Origin of the sequence: Microcoleus sp. Pol7_B2 (assembly GCF_036701035.1) — a bacterium.
Classification (GTDB): domain Bacteria; phylum Cyanobacteriota; class Cyanobacteriia; order Cyanobacteriales; family Microcoleaceae; genus Microcoleus.
Map to the genome: position 1 here is coordinate 21,771 of NZ_JAUBQB010000045.1, position 23,714 is coordinate 45,484.

Annotated in this window: 15 protein-coding genes; 10 read left to right on the top strand and 5 right to left on the bottom strand. The window is 45.7% G+C overall.

The window, feature by feature from the left end; translation table 11 throughout:
- Positions 1-77 precede the first annotated feature (77 nt).
- Complete coding sequence (locus tag QUA57_RS17430) at positions 78-1,295, top strand: glycosyltransferase (RefSeq protein ID WP_333062539.1); 1,218 nt, start codon at positions 78-80, stop codon at positions 1,293-1,295.
- Between the two features lie 29 nt (positions 1,296-1,324).
- Here the strand turns inward: QUA57_RS17430 and QUA57_RS17435 are convergent, their stop codons facing one another.
- Entirely contained in the window at positions 1,325-2,437 is a 1,113-nt protein-coding gene (locus tag QUA57_RS17435) for a DNA cytosine methyltransferase (protein WP_333062537.1), read from the bottom strand.
- A 19-nt stretch (positions 2,438-2,456) separates the two neighbouring features.
- A complete protein-coding gene (locus QUA57_RS17440; protein WP_333062535.1) occupies positions 2,457-3,326 on the bottom strand; it encodes an NgoPII family restriction endonuclease in 870 nt (289 codons plus the stop codon).
- Between the two features lie 58 nt (positions 3,327-3,384).
- Between QUA57_RS17440 and QUA57_RS17445 the strand changes: the two genes are divergently transcribed.
- On the top strand, positions 3,385-4,647 hold the full coding sequence (locus tag QUA57_RS17445) for a folylpolyglutamate synthase/dihydrofolate synthase family protein (protein WP_333062532.1): 1,263 nt from the start codon (positions 3,385-3,387) through the stop codon (positions 4,645-4,647).
- 5 nt (positions 4,648-4,652) lie between these two features.
- Here QUA57_RS17445 and QUA57_RS17450 read toward each other — a convergent pair whose 3' ends face one another.
- The 3 genes from QUA57_RS17450 to QUA57_RS17460 all read right to left on the bottom strand — a co-directional run bounded on the left by QUA57_RS17450 (position 4,653) and on the right by QUA57_RS17460 (position 7,180).
- Positions 4,653-5,228 carry a Uma2 family endonuclease gene (locus QUA57_RS17450; protein WP_333062531.1) on the bottom strand — a complete coding sequence of 192 codons (576 nt, stop codon included), beginning with the start codon at positions 5,226-5,228 and terminating at the stop codon, positions 4,653-4,655.
- 392 nt (positions 5,229-5,620) lie between these two features.
- On the bottom strand, positions 5,621-6,904 hold the full coding sequence (locus QUA57_RS17455) for a sugar ABC transporter substrate-binding protein (protein ID WP_333062529.1): 1,284 nt from the start codon (positions 6,902-6,904) through the stop codon (positions 5,621-5,623).
- Positions 6,905-6,958: 54 nt separating this feature from the next.
- Positions 6,959-7,180, bottom strand: coding sequence for a hypothetical protein (locus QUA57_RS17460; RefSeq protein ID WP_333062527.1), 222 nt, complete (start codon positions 7,178-7,180; stop codon positions 6,959-6,961).
- Positions 7,181-7,352: 172 nt separating this feature from the next.
- Between QUA57_RS17460 and pilM the strand changes: the two genes are divergently transcribed.
- The 8 genes from pilM (at position 7,353) to QUA57_RS17500 (ending at position 23,344) form a co-directional block, all read left to right on the top strand.
- On the top strand, positions 7,353-8,447 hold the full coding sequence (pilM, locus tag QUA57_RS17465) for a type IV pilus assembly protein PilM (protein WP_333062549.1): 1,095 nt from the start codon (positions 7,353-7,355) through the stop codon (positions 8,445-8,447).
- A 406-nt stretch (positions 8,448-8,853) separates the two neighbouring features.
- On the top strand, positions 8,854-9,753 hold the full coding sequence (locus tag QUA57_RS17470) for a PilN domain-containing protein (protein WP_333062524.1): 900 nt from the start codon (positions 8,854-8,856) through the stop codon (positions 9,751-9,753).
- Positions 9,750-10,550, top strand: coding sequence for a pilus assembly protein PilO (locus QUA57_RS17475; protein WP_333062522.1), 801 nt, complete (start codon positions 9,750-9,752; stop codon positions 10,548-10,550). Before QUA57_RS17470 ends, QUA57_RS17475 begins: the two co-directional genes overlap by 4 nt.
- A gap of 370 nt (positions 10,551-10,920) precedes the next feature.
- The gene (locus tag QUA57_RS17480; RefSeq protein ID WP_333062520.1) at positions 10,921-13,305 is read left to right on the top strand and encodes an AMIN domain-containing protein; all 2,385 of its coding nucleotides are present in this window, start codon (positions 10,921-10,923) and stop codon (positions 13,303-13,305) included.
- Positions 13,306-14,020: 715 nt separating this feature from the next.
- Entirely contained in the window at positions 14,021-14,329 is a 309-nt protein-coding gene (locus QUA57_RS17485) for an HU family DNA-binding protein (RefSeq protein WP_278187376.1), read from the top strand.
- 15 nt (positions 14,330-14,344) lie between these two features.
- The gene (locus QUA57_RS17490) at positions 14,345-15,610 is read left to right on the top strand and encodes a threonine-phosphate decarboxylase (protein WP_333062519.1); all 1,266 of its coding nucleotides are present in this window, start codon (positions 14,345-14,347) and stop codon (positions 15,608-15,610) included.
- Positions 15,611-15,772: 162 nt separating this feature from the next.
- On the top strand, positions 15,773-17,248 hold the full coding sequence (locus tag QUA57_RS17495; RefSeq protein WP_333062515.1) for an NAD(P)/FAD-dependent oxidoreductase: 1,476 nt from the start codon (positions 15,773-15,775) through the stop codon (positions 17,246-17,248).
- A 621-nt stretch (positions 17,249-17,869) separates the two neighbouring features.
- The gene (locus QUA57_RS17500; protein ID WP_333062513.1) at positions 17,870-23,344 is read left to right on the top strand and encodes an AAA family ATPase; all 5,475 of its coding nucleotides are present in this window, start codon (positions 17,870-17,872) and stop codon (positions 23,342-23,344) included.
- The last annotated feature ends 370 nt before the right edge of the window (positions 23,345-23,714 follow it).

Genomic DNA, 23,714 nt, shown 5'->3' on the forward strand with positions numbered 1-23,714 from the left:
TAATTATTGACCGTGAGGCAGCAGTCAGAAAAAAGACCGAAGTTGGAAGAATACCTACAATCATACTAGAAAAACTTATGGCACGCGGCAACTACGAGCGACACAAACCATATTTACGCAACCCCCACATCAACAAACCAATCGCCGAGATTTATGCAGACTTAGACGCCTTTACGTGGGAGATATTTGAGGATCAACCCCACCGCTTCGATACCGTCAGTTTTTACGTCTTGCTTCCCCCATTGATGTACGAAGGAAAATTCATCAAAGGAATTTACTTCAGCGAAGCAGTCGAACTAATCAACAAACTATTTCCCGGATTATCATCAGTCTTTCATTCCTTTACCTATGCCCCCTGGATTGGATATTCTTGGGCACCGATAGCCGATGCTTACTCCAGCTTATACAAAAACCCGCAACGGGATAAATGGTTTCGCGAAACTTATCCCGAGCGCGCGCACAAACCAACTATACCCTTACAAGACTGCGACTTCATCAACGAATACTGGATTTCCCCCAGGAACGTCCCTGAAAAAGACATCGATTTACTCGCCGTCGCCCGAATTTCCGAAGAAAAGAACTTGCCAACAATTGCCAAAGCCTTAAAAGTTTACCGCCAAAAATACCCGCAAAAACCGATAAAATTAACAGTGATCACCGGACACGACTTTGATCCTAGCAACCTGAACACTCTCGACGAAGGCGCCTTAAACGAATGGCGACAAATCGAGACAATTTTAACCAATCCCAAGGACTACATCAGCTTAGTACCGAGAGTAGACTACTACAGCGAAATGCCGCTGTATTATTCGCGAGCAAAAGCATTTGTACTCGGTTCTCTCCTCGAAGGAAAAAACCGAGCCATTATGGAAGCCATGAGTTGCAACGTACCAGTAATTTGTTTCCAAGAATTCAATCAATACGCCAGAGGAGACTCGCCCGTTTTCCCCGAAGGTGCAGGGCTTTATGCTAAATTCAACCCCGAATCTCTCGCCGATACTATATATACAGTATTGGAAAATCGGACAGAATTCAGACCACGATATCAGTATTTAAAGCATTCCGGGCGCAAAAACTTTTTTAACACTTGTATAGACAGTTTTCCTTACTATCAGCACAACATTCCCGACTACAAGCCCGGAGATGCGATTAACAATTTGTGGCTAGATTTAGCAGTTCAGCAAAATTATCAAGTCAGCTTGAATAGCTTTTTGTACGGAGGTTCACCCATTTCTCACCTGCGCGGAATAAATGCGATTCAGCACAATCTCGGCGAGTTAACAAAATTTAAATGACAGACGAAAATAGCCTGAGTCTACTCACCCTAAGATTGTGCTTTTGCAAGAGATTTATTTTCTACATCAGGCGTTAATTTCCATTCAGAAGCTAATAAACTTAATGGAGTTTGATATTCAGTGGGATTTATAATTGTCTTTAAACTGGCTTTTTGATATTCTTTAATATCTTCATGTATCTTGCTTGCTAGTACCTCCGCTAACTTAACAGGCACGGCATTTCCAACCATCTTGTAGCCATCAATAATATTTTGATATTTCAAAATAAAATCATCCGGGAACGTCTGTATTCTCGCACATTCTCTCACAGAAAGCCTGCGGTAAGGTCTAGGTGAAGTGGGGTCGAAACTGCGTTTGTCTTTGCCAACGACAATCATTTTGCTAGATTGAGGGTGAAGAGGTGCGTGTCTGCCACTAGCCTGGATTGTAAAAGAAGGTTCTAACCAACTCCTAACTCTATTTCTGGACATATAAATACTAGAAAATCCAGTATCTAGATATTCATGGTTAGGAACTTTAAGGTTAGAGTCTTTTGGTTTCTCCTTATATGTAACTTTCAAGGGTTCTATAGATTCCAAATTACCGATAACATCCCTAAGAGTTAAAATTTTACTTCTCGCTTCTGGAAACTCAAAAAAAGCACTCATTTTTTCATGATAGCCAATGATGATTACTCTTTGACGATCTTGAGGAACTTCAAAGTTTTTAGCATTCAGTAATTTGTATGCAATTTGATACCCTATATCTTTAAACTGCGATAAGATATTAGCGAAAGCCTGTTTGTGCTTTGCTGCTAATATGCCACTCACATTTTCAGCAAGAAAAAACAAGGGTTGTTTTTCTTGTACAATTCTAATGTAGTCATAGAATAGCTGACCCCGACTGTCATTAATACCTCTTTGAGCACCGGCTTCGCTCCAGCTTTGGCAAGGTGGTCCACCTATTATGCCTATGCAGTTCGGTATTTCCTCAGATTTAATGTTTCTAATATCTCTCTTGTCTAGTCGAGTGCTAGGATGATTCAATTCATAAGTATCCCAAATAGTGCGATCGTACTCATTCGCCCAAACAATATTAAATCCTGCTTGTCGAAAACCCAAATCCAGCCCACCACATCCTGCAAACAGAGATATGATATCCATAATGCCTTTGCCTTTAGTGTTAGATTTTGTACGTAATAATTTTAGCAGGTATGAGGTTTACAGGATTATCGGGACATTTAATCGGCTGAGTATTAATATTAAATCCTGGCACTGATATGGATTCGATCATTGTTCTGCTGTCAAGTGGAAAAGACAAATATTTACTTTCCTTCATTATGGCGATTATCTGAAAATTTTTCTGGGGGTTAGATTCTATATCTATATAATCAAAAACTTTAGAAGGATTCTTTATTACCCACATTCCTCTAATTCTTAATTCTGTTATATTTAATTTGTCTACTTTATTCACTCTCCCTAACTCTTTTGTTTCGCTAAATTCGACATCGGGAATTGCATTAATCCCAGTGACTATTTGGTCTCTAATTCCTTCATAATATTCTTTGCTAGCAGCATAGCAGTCACCATAAATAAACCAGAGGGTTTGTAGATTTTCTTTTGTATTGTCATCACTGGTGGCTCTAATTGCATAAACAATATCCTTCTCTGTCCATGTTTCACAATCACGACACGCTGAGACAATTTGTGGATTGTCAGAAAACAATTTTGATTTTGGATAGGAACTATTTAATTGAATCGTTGCGCTGGAATTTTTTATTTTACTTACTTCTATGGCATCACCATTTCTGATGATTAAATCGGGAGGATTATTCTTATTGCCACGCATCCAAGAAAATAGTTCATCGTACTTTTCAAGTTTATTGCTGAGTTCCGGTTCATTTATCGTATTGGCAAAAGCATCCTTGACAAAATGCTCGAGTGCATCACCCACAGCATTAGTTCTATTGTTCCTTTGGATTTTATAATGACTGAGTAAGTCAGGTATAAGGTTATTGATAATTGTAGCGATCGCTTGCAGTATATTTGTCATCTGTTATAAAAATTAGAGGACTCAATTTAACTAGGGTCAACCATAGCAGATATCCTCAATGAATGCAAGTTCCCTCCTCCAATCTTACCAACATTTCGGCGTCCATCTTGGGCTAGAAAGAATTCACCAACTTCTCGAAAAACTAGACAACCCCCACAAACAAGTACCCATTATCCACGTTGCCGGCACCAATGGCAAAGGTTCCGTTTGCGCTTATCTCTCTTCCGTACTAGCAGAAGCAGGCTATCGAGTTGGACGCTATACATCCCCGCATTTAATCGATTGGACAGAAAGAATTTGCATCAACCAACAACCGATTTCCTCAACACAATTGCAGCAGTGTCTCCAACGAGTTGTCGCCGCTACTCAAAACAACACCGAAACTCCCACTCAATTTGAAATAATCACCGCCGCAGCTTGGCTGTATTTCGCCGAACAAAAAGCAGACATCGCAGTCATAGAAACTGGATTGGGCGGTAGATTAGACGCGACTAACGTTTGCGAAACACCTCTCGCTAGCGTCATCACTTCTATCAGTCTCGAACACTGGCAAATACTCGGCCCCACCGTCGCAGATATTGCTGGGGAAAAAGCGGGAATTCTCAAATCAAAGTGTCCGGCAGTTATGGGAGAATTGCCAGAATCAGCTAGAATAGTAGTAGAAAAACGCATTCAAGAATTAGATTGTCCGGCAACTTGGGTAAAACCAGCAATAGATTTAGGACAAGGATTCGCCGAATATCAGTTTAATCAAAATGCGGTTAAAATAAAATATCAATTGCCGCTGCTGGGAAAAATTCAATTAATGAATTCAGCAATTGCGATCGCAACTTTGCAAATTCTCCACAACCAAGGATGGCAAATTTCCCAAACCGCCATCGAAAACGGTATCGCCAAAACCCAATGGCCCGGAAGACTCCAGCAGACAACTTGGAAAAACCGCAATATATTAATTGACGGCGCGCACAACCCCGCCGCAGCGATCGCACTGCGCGAATATGTCGATAATCTTAACAGTTCCCAACCGATTAACTGGGTAATCGGCATTCTTGCGACTAAAGACTGCGATGATATTTTGAAAGCATTACTCAAAAAGGGCGATCGGCTTTACCTAGTACCCGTACCCGATCACAACTCCTCATCCCCCGCAGAATTAGCTGCCCTAGCTCAAATTATCTGTCCCGAATTAACTCTATGTCAAGCCTTCTGCGACTTAACAACAGCTTTAGATGCTGCTGTTACAGGTGACAACCTAACAATCCTTTGCGGTTCGCTTTATCTCGTCGGCTATTTTCTGCAACAACAACAATCCCAAGCTTAAACCCATCAGAATTGTGTTTCTTCCTCAGTAAAGATAGGAGGCCACAATTCCGAAACGGGCAATTCCCAACCGGGAAAAAGTTCTGCTACTGTTAAGATATCGCCATTTCCTAAAACAGTCGGTTCACCTGTAGAGCGATAAATAGTCACTGTTTCTTGATCAGGATCGATCAGAATTCCGACGATCGCACCCAGCTCTATAAACTTCAAAACCTTGGTTTCTATAAGCTTAATGCGATCGCTCTGAGATTTAATCTCAACCACCAAATCGGGGACAAGTTCTCCAAAATACCGCGGACTTTGGCGCAAGCGGGCGGCGCGCACAAAAGAAACATCCGGTACTTTGACATTCGTATCCGGCATGATAAAACCGCCTGCGGAGTCAAAAACTCTCCCCAAGCGACGGGGATTTATCCAAGCGAAAAGAAAGGCGATGAGACGGCTACTGATTTCACTGGATACGATGTCTGATGGCCCCATAACTGAAATTATCCCGTCTTCTAGTTCAATTTGGTAATCTAAACCCGCTTCGGAAAAAAGGGTTTGAACTTGGTTTAAATCTTTGAGCGTCATCGCTGGCATAAGAATTTTATCCTATTCTGAGCTGAGCTTTGATTTTAACACGAGTCAAATTTCTGAATATTTGAGGAATTCAGGCTATACTCCTACAAATTATCAATCAAGCTGAATTGATAAAGGCGATCGCACGGGATAAATAAACTCGGTTTCTGGGATGAGCAAGCCTTCTTATCAACAAACATTTACTTCTAAAATATTGGAGATTGTCTTATCCAGAGTTCTCCTCCGACTCCGCCTTGTGAAGAGGCGATAATTTCATCATTCGATAATAACTTAAAAGCTTATATGCTGATATATATGGCGGCACAATTTGCCATGATTTAACAATATGTCAAATTGCCTAAAAAAGCAAGGGGCTAGAGCAAATAAAATCCCGCCCCTGCTGCAATTCAAAACTACCTTTGATCCCAAGCCTTAGCCGCATCAGCCACAGCCTGTTCTACCGATTTCTCCTCCAACATTGCCGCCTGCAAATTGTCATAAATCGCCTTTTGCAGCTTCTTAACATCCTTGAGAGGCGGAATCAATAGCTCGGCGGAACTCAACCCAGAAGCACTAACAACCCGAGCGCGATCGGCTGCAGGAGCGTCAGCCGGAACGTTCTTAAAATAATCGTCCTTTAAAGCCTCAACCGTAGAAGGCAAAACATTAGCAGCCTTAGCAAAAGCCAACTGATTTTGAGAATTAGTCACGTACAAAGCAAACTTGACAGCATCATCAGGGCGCTTGCTGTCGCGGGGCACAACCAAATTCATCACCGCCACAGTCTTCTTGCCGGTTTCCCCCGTAATTTGAGGCGCAGCAGCCGAAACAGCACCAATACTAGGAGCATTCTCAGCAATCGCCTTCAAAAACTGAGGCCCGGAAGCCAACAAAGAAGTTTCCCCAGCTTGATAAAGCTCGATCGCCCTGCGATGTCCCTGCACCAAAACATCCTGCGGCAAAAGTCCGTTCTTGTACAAATCTACCCAATACTGAAAAACAGCTTTGCCCTTAGCAGTATTAAAAGCCGCCTTGCCTTTAGCGTCAATCAAAGGCACACCCATCTGCACGAAAGATTGCAAAACTTCTGCCGAATCTTCCGGCACAAAAGTCACAAAAAAAGCAAACTTACCAGTCTTTTCCTTCACCTGCTTGGCAACAGTTGCCAACTCGGCATAGGTAGCCGGAGGCTTAGCAATTCCAGCCTTCTTCAACAACTCCGTATTGTAAATAGTTACCCCAGTCGTGAGATACCAAGGAATGCCAAAACTCTTGCCGTCGAGTACGCCAGCTTTCCAGATATTTGGCAGATAGGTCGATCGAACTTGCTGCGGAATCCGAGAATCCAAATCCAGCCAAGCATTGCGTCCCGCCAACAGCGAAGCAAAATCTGGATTTAGGTTCACCACATCCGGCGCAGTTTTCGCCGAAACAGCCCCCAAAATCTTGCTTTCCATCGCCGACCAAGGAACGTCCACCCAGCGCACCTTCACCCCCGGATTTTCGGCTTCAAAACCGGCGATCGTCTTGTTGAAATACTCAGTAAACTGAGGTTGAAGCTGCATAGTCCAGAACTCGATTTCCTGCGTATTATTTGCCTGGGAATTAACAGCCGGCTTGCCGCAACTCACCACCGCAGCCAGCAGCAGCCCTACCAGTCCAAAAACAGCAAACAGTTGCCAAGATTTACGTTTCATAGAATAAAATTTGAGAGTTATCGGAACCGTCAGACAAAAAAGCGTGAAGCGAAGCTATCTTCCCGCAGGGGTTCCCGTTCCCCGTAGGGGTTCCCGTAGGGTAGGGTAGGGAATCGCCCGAATCAAGCGCGATCGAGTCAGTAACAAAGTTTTGTACCTGGGCCCAGGATCGAGATAGTCTGTTTTTGTGCAGAATCGGCAGGTTTTCGGTCGATTCTGCTGGAATTTATTGACATTCGCAGCAGAATAGCTATTGTCAAGTAAATTGGATAGCATAAAATCGGAACTAGCGATCGCGCAACACAGACGGAGCTGCGTAGCTACGGCGGGATACCGAGATTACAGCACTCTTGCGGCAGTTGGAAACCAACCCTCCAACACCGGGCACGCTGAATCAGGCTGGCCAACAACAAAAGAAAAAAATAGCAATTATCGGCGACCCAATCACATGGTTAACTTTTTCAAAGGTCTACTTTCCCAACGCCAGCCAGGAATCGGGATCGAAATAGCCCCAGACCGCATCAACATCATTCAGCTCGAAAAGAAAGCTCAGGCATTAAAATTAGGCATCCTAGCCTCCATAGAAGTTCCAGAAGACTATGTACAAGAAGGACAAATAGTCGATCCGCCCGGAATGGCAGAACTAATACGTACCGTCCTTGCCGACAACAAAATCAAAGCCAAGCGAGTAGCCACAGCCATTCCCGGCCGCGAAGCCGTCATCCGTCTCATCCCAGTTCCTGCAGAGCTCAACGAAGAAGAACTGCGGGATTACATGAACGCAGAAGCAGGACTGTACTTGCCGTTTCCCAGAGAAGACGCCGACGTAGACTATCAAAAAATAGGCCTTTTTGTAGATGACGACGGAGTAGAAAAAGTACAAGTCGTGTTAGTAGCAACCCGCAGAGAAGTTACCGACACATACATCGAAACATTCAAAGAAGCCGGACTGATTATAGACGTATTAGAAGTAACCAGTTTTGCCCTAATCCGCACCCTCAAAGAACAACTGCAACAATTTTCCTCCCAAGAAGCAGCAGTTCTCACCGCCATAGAATTTGACAGCACCGAGTTAGCTATAGTAGTGGACGGCATACCTCAGTTCAACCGTACCATCCCGATCGGCACCTACCAAATCCAGACCGCCCTCAACCAAGCCATGAACCTGCCGCCAACCAGAGACACCAGTGAACTGCAAGGCATGACCCTGCCCGTCACAGATACAATGGGCGCATCGGGAGACGCCAATCCGGGAACAAATGCGATGATAAAAGTATTGGGAGAACTAGCAGACGAACTGCGCCGCTCAGTAGACTTTTACCTCAACCAGAGCGAAGAACTCGAAGTAGCGCAACTGCTGCTAGCAGGCCCAGGAGCTGCGATCGGCAAACTAGACGAATTTTTTATGCAAAGATTAAGCTTGCCCGCATCTCAAGTCGATCCCATCGAAACCCTAGGACTCGAAATCAGCCAAGAAATTACCCCAGAACAGCGAGCAGGTTTAGGAGTCGCCCTAGGTTTAGGACTAAGGGAGGTTATGTGACCTAACACTTTTAGATGAGAGAAAAACAGATTTGAGAATTTTAGGTAAAAACCCCTTCCAAAAGAAGAAGGCAGAAAGCAGAAGGTAGAATATTGGAGGTAGAAGATAGAAGGTAGAATATATCTGAGGTAGAAGCAGCCCCTTCCTTCAGTAGAAGGCAGAAAGTTGTTTCTTTCTTCCCTAAATAAATCCTTCACTTGTACCAGCAATCTTGGGTTCTGTCTAAAATCTCAAATTTCAAATTTAAATCTATAGCAACAGCCAAGACTGTTAGGACATTCTTAATTCCTGAAACCTAAACGCTAGATCACTTTTTCCTTCTACCTTCTACCTTCTACCTCGTGCCTTCTACCTTTTACCTTGTGCCTTCTGCCTTCTACCTTCTGCTATAAAATCGAGTGAAGCCATGTACAGCCTAGATATTAATTTTCTCAACGACCGTCCCGACTACAAACCCGTTGCAACCAAAAGCCCAGCTAAAAAAAGTTCCGGTGGAGCCAAAGACCAACTGCCCATATATGGGGCGACGCTGTTTGCCCTTGGCATCATCGCCGCAGTCATGGGCGCCTGGTGGTGGGCGACTAACGAAAATACCAGCTTGGCCACAAAACAAGAAGCCATCGACCAAGAACTGGCCAAGTTAAACACTCAAGCCAACACCATCAAAGCCATCAACGCCGAAACCGACCAAGTTACCGCCGAATACAAAGCATTAGCCGGAGTATTCGACCAAATTAAACCTTGGTCGGCGATGCTGCAAGACCTCAGTGCCCGTACTCCGGCGGGAGTGCAAATTGGCAAAATCGAGCAAATCGACCCGAGTCCCTCCCCCGTTGCAGCAGCACCCCCACCCCCTGCTCCAACTCCCGCAGCCTCCCCAGGGGCGAGTCCGTCTCCAGCAGCCAGCCCCACCCCGGCAGCACCTCCCCCCGCCGTCGTCCCGCAGCAGGCATCAAAAGTACAAATTTCAGGGATAGCCAGTACCTTTGCTCAAGTTAACGACTTTATGTTGCTAGTCCAGCGCTCTCCTTTCTTCCTTAACACCGATACAAAACTGATAGCGGCCACATTAAAAAACAACCCCGCACAATTACAAGTGCGTAACGAAAACGCAGCACCAGCAGAACTTCCCAAACTGCGACCGGTGGTGGAATATAAAATTGAAACGACACTCAGCCCGACGGGGGCCTCCGAGTTGCTCCCCGAGCTGCGAAGCAAGCAAGCAGACGGCCTAGCAATACGGATAGAAACACTTCAAGAAAAAGGAGTGCTAGAACCACAAAAACCAGAGGTGAAAAAACAATGACAGCAAATCAGTTTATTCCCAGCGGCGCACAAGCACAAGAGACAGGGGGTCAGGAAATATTCGGCATTAAGCTGACACCCCAAGTCCAAGCAATCGGCATCGCGGTTCTCGGCCTCGTCATTGCCGGTGGCATTGGCTACCAGTTCGTACTGCCCGAATTCGAAAAAAGAGACGCATTCAAGCAAAAACTTAGCGAAAGCGAGCAAACGCAACTGCAATTGCAAACTCAAATTCAAAAAAAGGCAGAAGCAGAAGCAAAGCAAGAAGAAGCAAAACAGCGCCGGGCCAACGTGACGGCAATGTTTGCCAGCGACGCCAGCGCCAACACGCTTTTGCTTGACATGACCCAACTCGTTAATAGAATCAACGCCGGCGTGCAAGGAGATGACCTCAAGGCTAAAATTACCAAATTTGAGCCGGATATGCCCCCAGCAGCAGCAAACGCCGCGCCGGGAGCTCCAGACCCTGATATTCTGGCGGATACCTCCTTCGGGCCGTCCCTGGCTGGCAAGCTCAGACGCAAAAAATTTAAGGTAGAGTTTGAAGGCACTTTCGCTCAAACCCGCAATTTTATGCGTAACTTGGAGTTGATGCAGTCGCTGTTGGTAGTTAGGAATTTGAAATCTGAATTGCTAGCATCAAATCAGCCAATTGAGGTTGATTTTTTGAAGGGGAAAATAGTTCCTGTGGAGCAGCCGCCAACTAAAATTAAAACTGCTTTTGACTTGCACGCGCTGCTGCCGTTAAAGCAAGAAGAAAAACCGCCAACTCCGGCTCCGAGTCCTGGTGCTAAGTAGCGGTAGTTGGGCGGATAGATATTAGCTATTGTTCCCAACTTGCTTTTTCACAAAAAAAGAGAAGGCAGAAGGTTTTATTTTGAAGATTGAAGGTAGAAGTAAAAAAATATGAATGCCACAAAAAAAAATATATGGCAATCAAAAATTTGCTCTAGAACCTACTTTCTTCTAATACCAAGTTTCCCAAAAAGGGAACTGTAGGATAGTTTCTAACCATTATGTCAGCGGTTATTCCCCTCGAAAATCTAAAATCGAAAAGGGCATAATTTCTGCTTTTAAATAGACTCGAAGCGAGAATCTTTCAGTCAGTTTAGCAGCTAGCGACAAAAGACTGCGAACAACAAATACAAATTGTAGTTGAGGAGAGAACGTGAAACAGCATCTACGGTTAAGTGGAGGACTCTTATGCAGCGTTGCAGGAGTTCTGATCGCCCAAGCCCCCGTCTTGGCAGTGCCGACTCAAGTCACAGGAGTGCAAGTAAGTCAAGGTAATAATGGCGTAAATATTGTCATGGCGACAGAAAAGGGCGATCGCCCGCAAGTTTTCGCCATCAATAACGGGAATACTTACCAAGCCACAATTATCAACACCCAGCTTCGCTTGCCACAAGGCAACAGCTTCCGTCAAGATAACCCCGCTCCGGGAATTTCTTCAGTAGAAATCAGCCAGGTAGAGGCTAACAGCATCCGCGTTGTGGTAGCCGGCACCAACGGAGTTCCCAACGGACAAATTGTTCCGGGACAAGGCCAAAGCATCGTCCTCAGCGTTGCCGGACAGGGTGGTACAGTACAGTCTGCCCAAACTGCACCCCCGCCGCCTCCGGGACTGCCGCTGAGCCAAACAGCTCCCGCGCCGGCTCCCCAAGTCCGCACCTCGCAAAACTCAGGTGTGCTGCTGCCAAATCCCGAAGTTACTGTTACCAGAAACGATCGCCCCCCCCTCCCCAGCGAAATACAATCCCAGACAAATCAGGCGGCGCCTTTCCAGCCGCGGGCCGTGGCGCCGCCCTTGGGAGATATCGCAGTGTCTAACATCGCCCCTGGCGCGGGAAATATTGAACTGAGTTCGGGAGAACGCATCCCCCGCTTGGTGCTGCGGGATGCCCCAGTCCGGGACGTTTTGGCTCTGCTGGCCCGCGCTGCTGGATTGAACATCGCTTTTACAGGCGGTGCGGCCCCTGGTCAACCGGGTCAGCCCGCAGTGCCTGGTCAGCCGGGAGCCTCCGGCTCAGATGAAGGGCCGAAAATTTCTTTGGACATCGAAAATGAGTCGGTGCAAGATGTCTTTAATTACGTGCTGCGGCTCAGCGGACTGCAAGCTAACCGCCAGGGGCGGACGATTTTTGTAGGGACTAGCTTGCCGATCGACTCGCGCAATATTATCATTCGGACTTTGCGGCTCAATCAAGTTCGGTCTACGGATGCAGCTAACTTTTTGAGCGCTCAAGGCGCGGAAACTCAACTGCCGATTACTCGGGTGACGATTCAAAGCGTGGGCCAGGGAAATGCGGCGCGGGATGTAGAAATTAGGGAACCGGACATTAAGGCGATCGGCGCTAGGGAAGGCACCGGGCCGCTCTTGCTGAGGGGACTGTCGGTGCTGGCGGATTCTCGCCTCAATTCCATCACTTTAGTGGGAGACCCGCGCAAAGTTGACATGGCTGTGGCTTTCTTGACGCAGCTAGATTTGCGTCGCCGTCAAGTGGCTGTCAACGTCAAGGTGATCGATATCAACTTGTTGGGAGACAACAGAACCAACAGCAGCTTCTCTTTTGGAATTAATAACAATTTCTTTGTCAATGACGGCGGGGTGGCAAGTCTCAATTTTGGCGGCATCAATCCGCCCAGTGGGACTGACCTTGAGGGGATCAACGCTCGGCCGATCGTCCCCAACCCCCTAGGAACCCCGGATGTTTTCTACGATGCGAACGGCCGGCGTATCGTGCCATTTACAGGTCAAGGTCTCGAAGGTCCCGCCAAAGGTGTTTTCCTCCAGCCGACAGCCCCAATTACTAATAACCCCACGCGAGTTGGAATTACGGATTACGAGCCTGGATCTCGGGACGCCTCGGGAAGTGCAACTTTCGGCCTGTTCCCGCTGTTCCAGTATCCGAGGAGGTTCCTGTCGGCGTTGCAGGCAACTATTCAGAGCCAGAATGCCAAAATCCTGACCGATCCGACTCTGGTGGTTCAAGAAGGAGAAACGGCGAATGTGAATATTACTGATGAGGTGATTACTAACATCACGTCCCAAACCCAGAGTACCGGCAATACAAGTACCACAACGGTGACGGCCGTCAAAGACAGGGCTGGTTTGCAGTTGGGGGTGGCGATCGACCGGATTGACGATAATGGCTTTGTCTCTCTGCGGGTGAACCCGATTATCAGGACACCTGGCGGCGAGCAAAACCTGGCCACAGGCGCGAACACCAATACTATTAGGCTGCTGGGCGAGCGATCGTTGCAATCAGGCCTAATTCGCCTGCGGGACGGTCAGACTTTGATTGTTTCGGGGATTATCCGCGATGAAGAACGGGTTACAGCGAACAAGATTCCGATTTTGGGAGATTTGCCGATTATCGGTTCGCTGTTTAGGAGAACCAGTAAGGCCAACCAGCGGGCGGAGTTGATTGTATTGCTGACACCGCAGATTTTGGATGATAGCGATCGATCGAACTTTGGCTACCAAAACAACATTAGTCCCGACGCGCGCCAACTGTTGCAGCGCAGTCAGCCGGTCCAGCCGAGACAGTAGGAACAAAGGAAAAATGCCTTGCTGTCAACTTTCCACGCTCTTTCCCCTGAGTCCGACAGTCCTACAGTCCGACAGGGGTTGAAACCCCTGCCTCAAAGCTTTAGTCCTCTTTTAGAGGACTAAAGCACTTATTAGTCCTATGCAAGAGGAGTATAAATCACTCTTTCAGTCGTCTTCAGACGACTTCAGCTATGAGACAGGGACTTCAGTCCCTGGCGGGTTTCGGGAGAATGAAACAGCCCGACCCCACGGGGGAAAGAAAGAGGGGAAAGGAAGAGGGAAGAAGGAAAAAAATTTTCCTTTAGCCCTTGACAAATTACATTTTATTCCTTCTATTTCTCCTTTTTTAAGGCTTTCAAATCCACCGAGGCGAGAAATCTTCTCTCCAAGGTGGTATTTTTTTACCTAAATTTTGGGATTAATTAAAAAAATTGTCCAAATCCATATAAATTAAAGGTTCCACCGATCCATAACGGTCGGCAAGACTTTAGAATAATGCAGTGAAAATTAGATGCTGTGGGGTTTTCAGCAGTTAGAAACAAAAATTCCTTTTCTGACCAATTATCCTAGGGTAATTGGTATTGAGCAGGAGTTGTGATTCGGGGAAGCGGACGGGAGCAATCGGGAACCACCCAAACCTCCCAATCCACACCTCAATCGAGTTGATAACTCACGGCTAATAGTTGAACTAAGTCTGTTTAACGTAATTTTGCAAATCCAGAAGGAGTTCGCAATGAACAAAGGTGAATTGGTTGATGCAGTCGCGGAAAAGGCTAGCGTGACGAAAAAACAGGCAGATGCTGTTTTGAGTGCCGCCCTCGAAGCAATCATGGAAGCTGTCTCCGATGGCGACAAGGTGACGCTTGTCGGTTTTGGCTCGTTTGAGTCGCGGGAACGCAAGGCTCGCGAGGGTCGCAATCCCAAAACTGGCGACAAGATGGAAATCCCGGCAACCAGAGTTCCTGCATTTTCCGCAGGGAAGTTGTTTAAGGACAGAGTTGCACCCCCGAAAAACGCAGAATAGCTGGCGAACTGAGTCTTGATTAGACCTGTACACGGTGGGAATTTAGCTTGGGCAGCCGCACTGGCAGGCTGCCCTCCCTCTGCTATTCTCGATTTTTCTGCGAGTATCAGTCCTTTGGGCCCTCCTGAGTCGGCCCTGGCTGCGATTCAATCAAACTTGAGCAGTCTGACGGCTTACCCAGACCCGGATTATGGGGAGCTCAGGACTGCTTTGGGGGAGGCTTTGAATGTGGACCGGGATTGGATTTTGCCAGGGAATGGTTCGGCGGAATTGTTGACTTGGGCGGCTTGGGATTTGTCGAAGCTGGAGGCGACTTATTTGGTGACTCCGGCTTTTGGCGATTACTGGCGGGCTCTTTCGGCTTTTGGCGCGCAGGTACTCAAATGCCATTTGGATCTTAAATCTTGCACCATTGTCAAGAACGAGCAAGATGCCCATTCCACAAAAGATGAATTTTCTTGTGGAACAGGCAAGATGCCTGTTCCGAAACAAGTAATTGAGAAGGGTGCGACATCTCAGTTGGATCTGAAATCGTTGGACGCGGAGGCTGGAAGCCGGTTAGTAACTGATGATTTGTCGGTTTCTAACCCTTCCCTTGTCTCCCCTTCTCTCCGTCTCCCGGTTCCTCTTGCTCTTGATGCCGATCATCGACGAGGTTTGCTCCTGAACAACCCGCACAATCCTACGGGTTTGCTATTTGGTAGGGAGGCGATTTTGCCTTATTTGAAGCAGTTAGGTATGGTGGTGGTGGATGAGGCCTTTATGGACTTTCTACCGCCTTCTGAGCAGGAAACTTTGATCGATGCTGTTGAGGAGTTTCCGAATTTGGTGATTTTACGATCGCTCACTAAATTCTATTCTCTGCCGGGACTGCGGTTGGGCTGCGCGATCGCCCATCCCGATATTCTGCGCCGCTGGCAGTTGCTGCGCGATCCTTGGCCTGTAAATGCTTTGGCTGCTGCTGCTGCTGCTGCTGTGGTGCGAGATACTGTTTTTGAGCGGCAAACTTGGGATTGGCTGCCTGTTGCTCGCCGAGAGCTATTTGAGGGTTTGGCTAATTTGCCGGGTTTGCAGCCTTTTGGAGGGGCGGCTAATTTCTTGTTGGTTGAGTCGTCGATGTCGGTTTCTTCAATTCAAAAAAGTCTGTTGGAACGACACCGGATTTTGATTCGGGATTGTTTGAGTTTTCCTGAGTTGGGCGATCGGTTTTTTCGGGTGGCTGTGCGCTCAAGGGCGGACAATCTGCGGCTGATTGCTGGACTTGCCGAAGTTATTCGTTAGCTGACAGTTGACAGTTGACAGTTGTCAGTTGTCAGTTGACTCTTTACAATAAATAACAAATAACTCATAAATAAATAACAAATAACTCATAAATAAATAACAAATAACTCATAAATAAATAACAAATAACTAACAAATAGCTAACAACTGACTTCTTTATTTATGCTTGACTATGATTTAGTGATTATTGGTGGAACTCCGGCCGGACGTTATGCTGCTTTGACTGCAACTAATTTCCCGGCTCGCGTTGCTTTGGTGGAACCGCTAAGTAATTCCCAAGATTTGCCGACAGGGGGGAAAGAGTCGATCGACCTTGGTTTGAGATACAGCCAAACTTTGAGGGAGGCTGCTCGTTTTGCCCAGCAGATAACCCGCCAGCAGTTGGGGGTTCGCTGGGAAGTCGCTAATTCCTCTATGCCTATCAAATTGGGGTTTGACGGGGTTCTCAAGTGGGCCGAGGGTGTTGTTTCTAATTTGTCAGAAATTGACGATCTCGGCGTTTTGGCTGCTCGCGGGGTCGATGTTATTTTTGGCAGCGGCGAGTTTGTGGCGAAACCGGATTTGGCTTTTGTCGCGGGCGGTAGGAAATTGCGATCGCTCTGTTATTTGCTGGCTTGTCCAACTCTGCCCACGATTCCCAATATTGAAGGACTTTCATCTGCTGGCTTTTTTACTTCGGAAACTGTCGGGGAATTAGCAAAACTTCCACAGTTGCCTAAAAGTTTGGCTGTAATCGGCGCAGATCCCAGCGGTGTTGAAGTGGCTCAGACTTTTGCTCGGCTGGGGGTTGCTGTCACTTTGGTAGTGAAAAGTTCGCACATTTTGGCTAAAGAAGACCGGGAGGCTGCTGGGTTGGTTCAAGCTGCAATGGAAGCTGAAGGAGTGCGAATTCTGACTGCGACTGAGGTGACTCAAGCGAGGGTGATTGATGGTAAGAAGTGGATTCAAGCTGGGCCAAGGGCGATCGAAGCTGAGGAGATTTTTCTGGCCGCCGGTAGAGGACACAATTTTTCATCGTTAAATCTCGAAGCGGCTGGGGTTAAATTCAGCAATCGCGGGGTGATTTTAAATGAAAAGCTGCAAACAACTAATCACCGAATTTACGCGATCGGCGATCTTGCTGGGGGTTATCCGTTCCCTCACATCGCTAATTGCGAAGCTGCGGTTGCTGTGAAAAATGCTTTGTTTTTGCCCATGTTTCAAATAGATTATCGCGGGATTCCTTGGGCGATTTTTTCTGACCCGCAATTGGCGAGGGTGGGCTTGACTGAAGCGCAAGCAAGGCGCCGTTTTGGAGACGATCTCATTGTTTGTCGGGAATATTTCAAGAATGTTGAAAGAGCTCAAATGTCCGGGGATACAAGTGGTTTTTGTAAGATTGTCGGGCGTCGCAACGGGGAGATTTTGGGATCGAGTATTGTGGGGCCACAAGCTGCTGAGTTGATTCACGCGATCGCATTGGCTGTGCGTCACGGGATGAAGGTTGAGGCGATCGCCGAACTTCCTTATATTTGGTCGAGTTTTTCGGCAATTAACGGTCAAACTGCTGCTGTTTGGGAGTCGCAGCGCTTGGGCAGCAATACTTTTATGCAGAATTTGTGGGAGAATTTGTTTCACTGGCGCAGGTATTGGAAGTGAAACAATCAAAGGGGTAATTTGTAATTTGTAATTGGTAAATATGTGAGTGGCAAAATATAATTGATTTGGGCTAATTCCATAGTCTAGTTACGAACTTTTGCATTTAATGCCTGATTCACTTATTAGATTGGGCCAGCTTGTTGTGGCATCTCGACAAATAATTCTGCTAGCGATCCCATGAATCCCAATTTATCCCAAATTTGACACACAAACTCAATTTTTTCTGCTTCCGGCTTTAAATTCCGCTGCGATCCAATTGTATTAATGACATTAAATTATCACCTAAACTATACATTAACATTTAATAGGCGATCGCATACAAGCATTGGTGTCAAAAATACTCTTAAGTACCTGATTAGTCTCTTAAATTCCTCTTCTATCAACTGCTGTCCTTCACTCAGCCGTAGCCTCCTTCATTTTCTACTTAGTCTTAACTCAAGTATAAACAGCTCTTACATAAACAATTCAAGTATTGTTTTAAACTCGTGCTTTCATAAGTTGAACCACAAAGTATATTAAGAAAAATGTAATACACTGAATACCACAGCAGATAGAGCGACAATAGTAGATATCAACTCTCAGAAACTTCAGGCTTTATAGAAGTAGTAGGAATACGTAGGTATGACTAGCATCACAAATCTTGTTCTAGGATATCACATAAACGAGCAAATATACGCAGGTAATCGAACTCTAGTTTATCGTGGCATTCGCTCGGAAAATGGGCAGCCAGTCGCGATCAAACTGCTGCGAAATGACTTTCCCCGCTTCAACGAACTGGTTCATTTCCGCAACCAGTACATCATTGCTAAAAACTTAGAGATCCCTGGCAGTGTTAAGGCATACAGCCTGGAGACTTACCAGAACCACTATGCTCTGGTGATGGAAGACTTTGGCGGAATTTCCTTAAGTAACTACCTTGCTAGCCTCGCATCCGATAGCAACGAACCTCTAGAAGGCTTGCCCGTTAACGAGTTTCTTCCCATTGCCATTCAAATTGCCAACGCCCTTGACGGACTTTATCGCCACCACGTCATCCATAAAGACCTCAAGCCCGCCAACATTCTAATTAACCCCACCAGCAAAGAAGTGAAGCTGATTGACTTCAGCATCGCTTCCCTGCTGCCTCGCGAAACCCAAGAAATTCAAAATCCTAACGTCCTCGAAGGCACTTTACCCTACATATCTCCAGAACAAACTGGCCGGATGAACAGGGGTATTGACTACCGCACAGATTTCTACTCTCTAGGAGTAACATTCTACGAATTACTAACAGGAAAGTTACCATTTCAAACAGATGATCCAATGGATTTGGTACACTGTCACCTCGCCAAACAACCTATCCCAGCCTCAACGATCAACCAGAGTGTTCCATTGGTGCTGTCTGAGATTGTCAGCAAACTGATGGCGAAGAATGCTGAAGCTCGGTATCAAAGCGCCCTAGGACTCAAGTTTGATTTGGAAACTTGTTTATTCCAGTGGCAAGAGACAGGGGCGCTGACTAACTTTAAAATAGGGGAGCGAGATTTGTGCGATCGCTTTACTCTTCCAGAAAAATTATACGGTAGAGAAAGCGAAGTATTCTCCCTGCTAGCGGCCTTTGAGCGCGTCAGTGGGGGAAGCACCGAAATGATGCTCGTTGCCGGTTTCTCCGGCATTGGCAAAACCGCTGTTGTCAACGAAGTTCACAAACCAATTGTGAGACAGCGAGGCTACTTTATTAAAGGCAAATTTGACCAATTTCAACGCACCCTTCCCTTTTCAGCATTTGTCCAAGCTTTTCGCGATTTAATGGGACAATTGCTGTCAGAAACAGATGCTAAAATTGAAGAATGGAAGTTGAAAATTTTGGCAGCTTTGGGCGATAGCGCTGGGGTGATAGTTGAAGTCATTCCCGAACTCGAACGTATTATCGGCTCGCAACCGCCAGTCCCAGAACTTTCTGGCAGTGCCGGGCAAAATCGCTTCAATTTGTTGTTTGAAAATTTTATTCAATTATTCACAACAAAAGAACATCCTTTAGTGATTTTCTTGGACGATTTGCAATGGGCAGACTCAGCATCGTTAAAATTAATTCAATTGCTGATGAGTGCTGCCGATAACTGCTATCTCTTATTAATTGGAGCTTATCGAGATAACGAAGTGTTTCCAGCACATCCATTGATGCTGACCTTAGCAGATATTCAAAAAACTGAAGCAAAGGTGAATGCGATTACCTTAGCTCCGCTCGCTCAAGCAGACGTAAATTGTTTAGTGGCCGATACTCTAGCTTGTTCTACAGCGTTGGCTCTGCCTTTGACAGAACTCGTTTATCAGAAAACCCAAGGCAATCCATTTTTCAGCACACAATTCCTTAAATCTTTGCATGAAGATGGGCTAATTAAATTTAATTTTGAAGAGCGGTATTGGCAGTGCGATATTGCCCGAGTGCGAACCTTGGCACTAACAGATGATGTAGTAGAATTTATGGCACTTCAGTTGCGAAAGTTGCCAACCCAGACACAGGAAGTTTTAAAGTTAGCTGCTTGTATTGGCAATCAGTTCGATTTAGGTACTTTAGCAATTGTTAATGAAAATTCGCCCGTAGAAACCGCAACAGCTTTATGGAAGGCACTACAAGACGGGCTAATTTTACCCATTACCGAAGTTTATAAGTTTTATCAAGCAGAGGGGAATAGCGAATCGGTAATCGGTAATGGGAAGGAATCTGACCAATTATCATTGACCCATGACCAATTACCCAAATATAAGTTTTTACACGATCGCGTCCAACAAGCAGCCTATTCTCTCATTCCTGAAGACCAAAAGCGCTCTACTCACTTAAAAATAGGTCAACTGCTGTTAAAGAATACGCCAGAAGCCGATCGAGAAGAAAGAATTTTTGATATTGTCAATCACTTAAATGTGGGAGTTGAGCTAATTACCCCGGAGGCAGAACGGGAGCAATTAGCAAGATTGAATCTGGTTGCTGGAAAGAAAGCCAAAGCTGCTACCGCTTATGCTGCTGCGGTTGAATATTTCAAGATTGGCAAGGAATTACTGACAGCCAATAGTTGGGATAATCAATACGAACTAACTTTAGGGCTGCATACCGAAGCAGCAGAAGCGGCATATCTCAGCGGTGACTTTGACGGGATGGAAGAATTAGCCTCAGTCGTGGAAAGCTGTGCCAAAATACTACTGGACAAAGTGAAAGTATATGAAGTACAGATAGAAGCTTGTATGGCGCAAAATAAGTTACAGGAAGCGCTGAATACGGGACTACAAGTTTTAAAACTGTTGGGGGTAGAGTTTCCCTCGGAGCCAAATCCGTCTGATATTGGGCAGGCATTAGGCGAAACTGCGGCAATTTTGAACGAGAAGCGAATTGAGGATTTAATTGAGCTGCCTCAAATGAAGGAGCCCTATAAACTAGCAGCCATAAGACTTTTATCAAGTATCTTTGCTACTGCATACCTTGCTGCTCCTGCACTGTTGCCTTTGACTGTATGCAAACAAGTACAATTATCCGTCCAATATGGGAATGCTTCCGTTTCTCCCTTTGTTTACGCCAATTATGGTTTTCTTCTTTGTGGAGTTGTGGGAGATATTGATTCAGGTTATCAGTTCGGTCAATTGGCTTTAAGTCTAGCGTCAAAGTTAAATTCTCAAGAAATCAAAGCCAAGACAGCTTTCGTAGTAAATTTCTTTATCCGACATTGCAAAGAGCATCTCAGAGAAACCTTAGAGCCTTTGGTGTCAGCTTATTCTAGCGGAATGGAAACAGGAGATATAGAATATGCAGCCTATAATTTATTACAGTCTTCCTGTTCAGCTTACTATAGTGGCAAAGAACTCGCTCTCCTTGAAAGAGAGATAGCAAGAAACAGAGATGCTATTGATAAAATTAAGCAAAAAAAGCCGCTTAATTATATAGAGATTTATTGGCAGGCTAGCTTGAATATGCTGGGAAAAAGTAACAATCCCTGCATTCTAAAGGGTGAAGCCTACGATGAGGATATCAAGTTGACGGTTTACCAGCAAACAAATGACCAAATAGGATTTGCATACATATATTTACACAAGTTTTTACTTTGTTATTGCTTTGAAAAATACTCAGAATCGATTGATAATATCGCTCTAGCAGAGAACTATTTAAATGCAGTAATAGGAATGCCCGTTGTTCCTGTTTACCATTTCTACGATTCTTTGGTGCGGTTAGCGGTGTATTCTGACACTCCACAGTCAGAACAAGAGAAACTTCTCGACAGAGTACAAGCTAATCAAGAAAAAATGCAAAAATGGGCACATCATGCCCCCATGAATCATCTGCATAAATTCTATCTAGTGGAGGCAGAACGGCATCGGGTGTTAGGCGAAAAAATAGAAGCGCTTGAGATGTACGACAAGGCTATTGCTCTGGCCAAAGAGAACGGATACCTCAACGAGGAAGCACTGGCTCACGAACTAGCAGCCAAATTTTATTTGTCATGGGGCAAAGAAAAAATTGCCAAACCATATTTAATTGATGCTTACTATGCTTACGCTCGTTGGGGAGCAAAAGCAAAGATTGACCATCTAGAACAGCGCTACCCCGAATTGCTTGCTGTGATCCTGCAACAAGAGCGAACTCGCCAGAATTCGAGCGAAACAGTTCATACATCCACCCATAGTGAATCATCCGTATCTAACACGAATAGAACAATTATCGGTAGCACCAGCAGTTGGGGCTTAGTAGATTTGCCGACAGTTATCAAAGCTTCTCAAGCTCTATCTAGCGAAATTAAACTCGATCAATTGCTCACTACCCTCATGCAAGTGGTGGTGAAGAATGCCGGAGCACAAAGCGGAGCATTAATGTTGAATGAAGAGGGAAACTGGAGGCTCAACGTCCACTGCACAAATCGTCAAGACTGCCTTCTGCAATCAATTCCGGTTGAGGAGAGCGAAGTAATTCCTCTGAGCCTGCTCAACTACGTCAAACGTACAAAAGAAACCCTGATTTTTGATGATGCGAGCAATCAACCAAGATTTGCATCTGACCCCTACATAATCCAACACCAACCTCAGAGCCTGCTGTGCACTCCCATCAGCGAGCGAGGGAAAATGATGGGGATTTTGTATTTGGAAAATAATTTAGCAACAGGGGTATTCACGGGCGATCGCGTCGCCATCCTCAATATCCTGTGCTCGCAAGCAGCAATTTCCTTACAGAACGCCCGACTGTATCAGCAATCCCAGGAATATGCCCAAAAACTAGAGCAGTCTATCCACGACCTCAAACAGATGCAGTTGCAATTGGTACAGGGTGAGAAAATGTCTGCTCTGGGAAATTTAGTCGCAGGTGTAGCCCACGAAATTAACAATCCCGTAGGCTTTATCGCCGGCAACTTGCAACCCGCTCAAGAATACGTCGGGGATTTATTCAACTTGATTGATTTGTATCAAGAAACATTTCCCAATCCGGGAGGGGAAATTGAAACAGAAATTGAGGATATGGACTTGGAGTATTTGCGAGAAGATTTGCCCAAATTAATTGGCTCAATGAAGGAAGGAGTCGATCGCATCCGCAATATCAGTACGAGTTTGAGAACGTTTTCCAGGGCAGATAGCGATCGACCAGTTTCTTTCAATATTCACGACGGACTCGAAAGCACTCTGCTAATTCTCAAGCACCGTTTAAAAGCCAGCGAGTTCCGCCCTGCCATTGAAGTTGTGAAAGAGTATGGTAACTTGCCCCTAGTGAAATGCTTCCCCGGACAGTTAAACCAGGTATTTATGAACGTACTGGCAAATGCCATTGACGCTCTGGAAGAGTCAAATAAGGAGCGCACTTTTAAGGAAATTAAAGCCAGACCTAATCAAATCACGGTTCAAACTGCTCTGAGCGAAGATCACAATCAGGTTTTGATTCGCATTAAGGATAATGGAGTGGGGATGTCGAACTCAGTCAAGGAAAACATCTTTAACCACTTATTCACCACCAAGTCTGTGGGTCAAGGAACTGGATTAGGATTGTCTATAGCCCACCAAATTGTTGTGGAAAAACATGGAGGTACGTTACTCGTGAATTCCTCCCTCGGTCAGGGTTCGGAGTTTGTGATTTCTATTCCGGTATGAGCAGTTTGTGCTAGGCTTTAACGCATAGAACACCGCCTCCAAAATCGGAACCCCGTTATTAGAAGAAAGAGGACACGGGGAACGGGCAACAGTCTCTTTTGCTCTCAGGCTAGGAACTAGCGACTACAAACTAGCGAAACAAAGAATCTAGACTAATTCCCCCATCCTCCGCCCGCACCTTATTAGTGATTGAGACAGCGGTTTGGAACCGCCCGCTTTACCAACACTCTTCCCTTTTTTTGTGCCCTGTTTTGAGTTAAGAGTTTCCTTGAGATTTTAAGCCTCTACCTTACCGAAATGAAAGCAGCTATCATGCTACTGAGATTGTGGAGCTAAATTTCATCCTATGATAAGGCGCGCGCACCCTAGG

Bases quoted from the DNA above. Each gene is read 5' to 3' on its own strand.
- QUA57_RS17430 (WP_333062539.1), top strand. From the start codon at position 78: ATGGCACGCGGCAACTACGAGCGACACAAACCATATTTACGCAACCCC.
- QUA57_RS17435 (WP_333062537.1), bottom strand. From the start codon at position 2,437: ATGGATATCATATCTCTGTTTGCAGGATGTGGTGGGCTGGATTTGGGT.
- QUA57_RS17440 (WP_333062535.1), bottom strand. From the start codon at position 3,326: ATGACAAATATACTGCAAGCGATCGCTACAATTATCAATAACCTTATA.
- QUA57_RS17445 (WP_333062532.1), top strand. From the start codon at position 3,385: ATGAATGCAAGTTCCCTCCTCCAATCTTACCAACATTTCGGCGTCCAT.
- QUA57_RS17450 (WP_333062531.1), bottom strand. From the start codon at position 5,228: ATGCCAGCGATGACGCTCAAAGATTTAAACCAAGTTCAAACCCTTTTT.
- QUA57_RS17455 (WP_333062529.1), bottom strand. From the start codon at position 6,904: ATGAAACGTAAATCTTGGCAACTGTTTGCTGTTTTTGGACTGGTAGGG.
- QUA57_RS17460 (WP_333062527.1), bottom strand. From the start codon at position 7,180: ATGCTATCCAATTTACTTGACAATAGCTATTCTGCTGCGAATGTCAAT.
- pilM (WP_333062549.1), top strand. From the start codon at position 7,353: ATGGTTAACTTTTTCAAAGGTCTACTTTCCCAACGCCAGCCAGGAATC.
- QUA57_RS17470 (WP_333062524.1), top strand. From the start codon at position 8,854: ATGTACAGCCTAGATATTAATTTTCTCAACGACCGTCCCGACTACAAA.
- QUA57_RS17475 (WP_333062522.1), top strand. From the start codon at position 9,750: ATGACAGCAAATCAGTTTATTCCCAGCGGCGCACAAGCACAAGAGACA.
- QUA57_RS17495 (WP_333062515.1), top strand. From the start codon at position 15,773: ATGCTTGACTATGATTTAGTGATTATTGGTGGAACTCCGGCCGGACGT.
- QUA57_RS17500 (WP_333062513.1), top strand. From the start codon at position 17,870: ATGACTAGCATCACAAATCTTGTTCTAGGATATCACATAAACGAGCAA.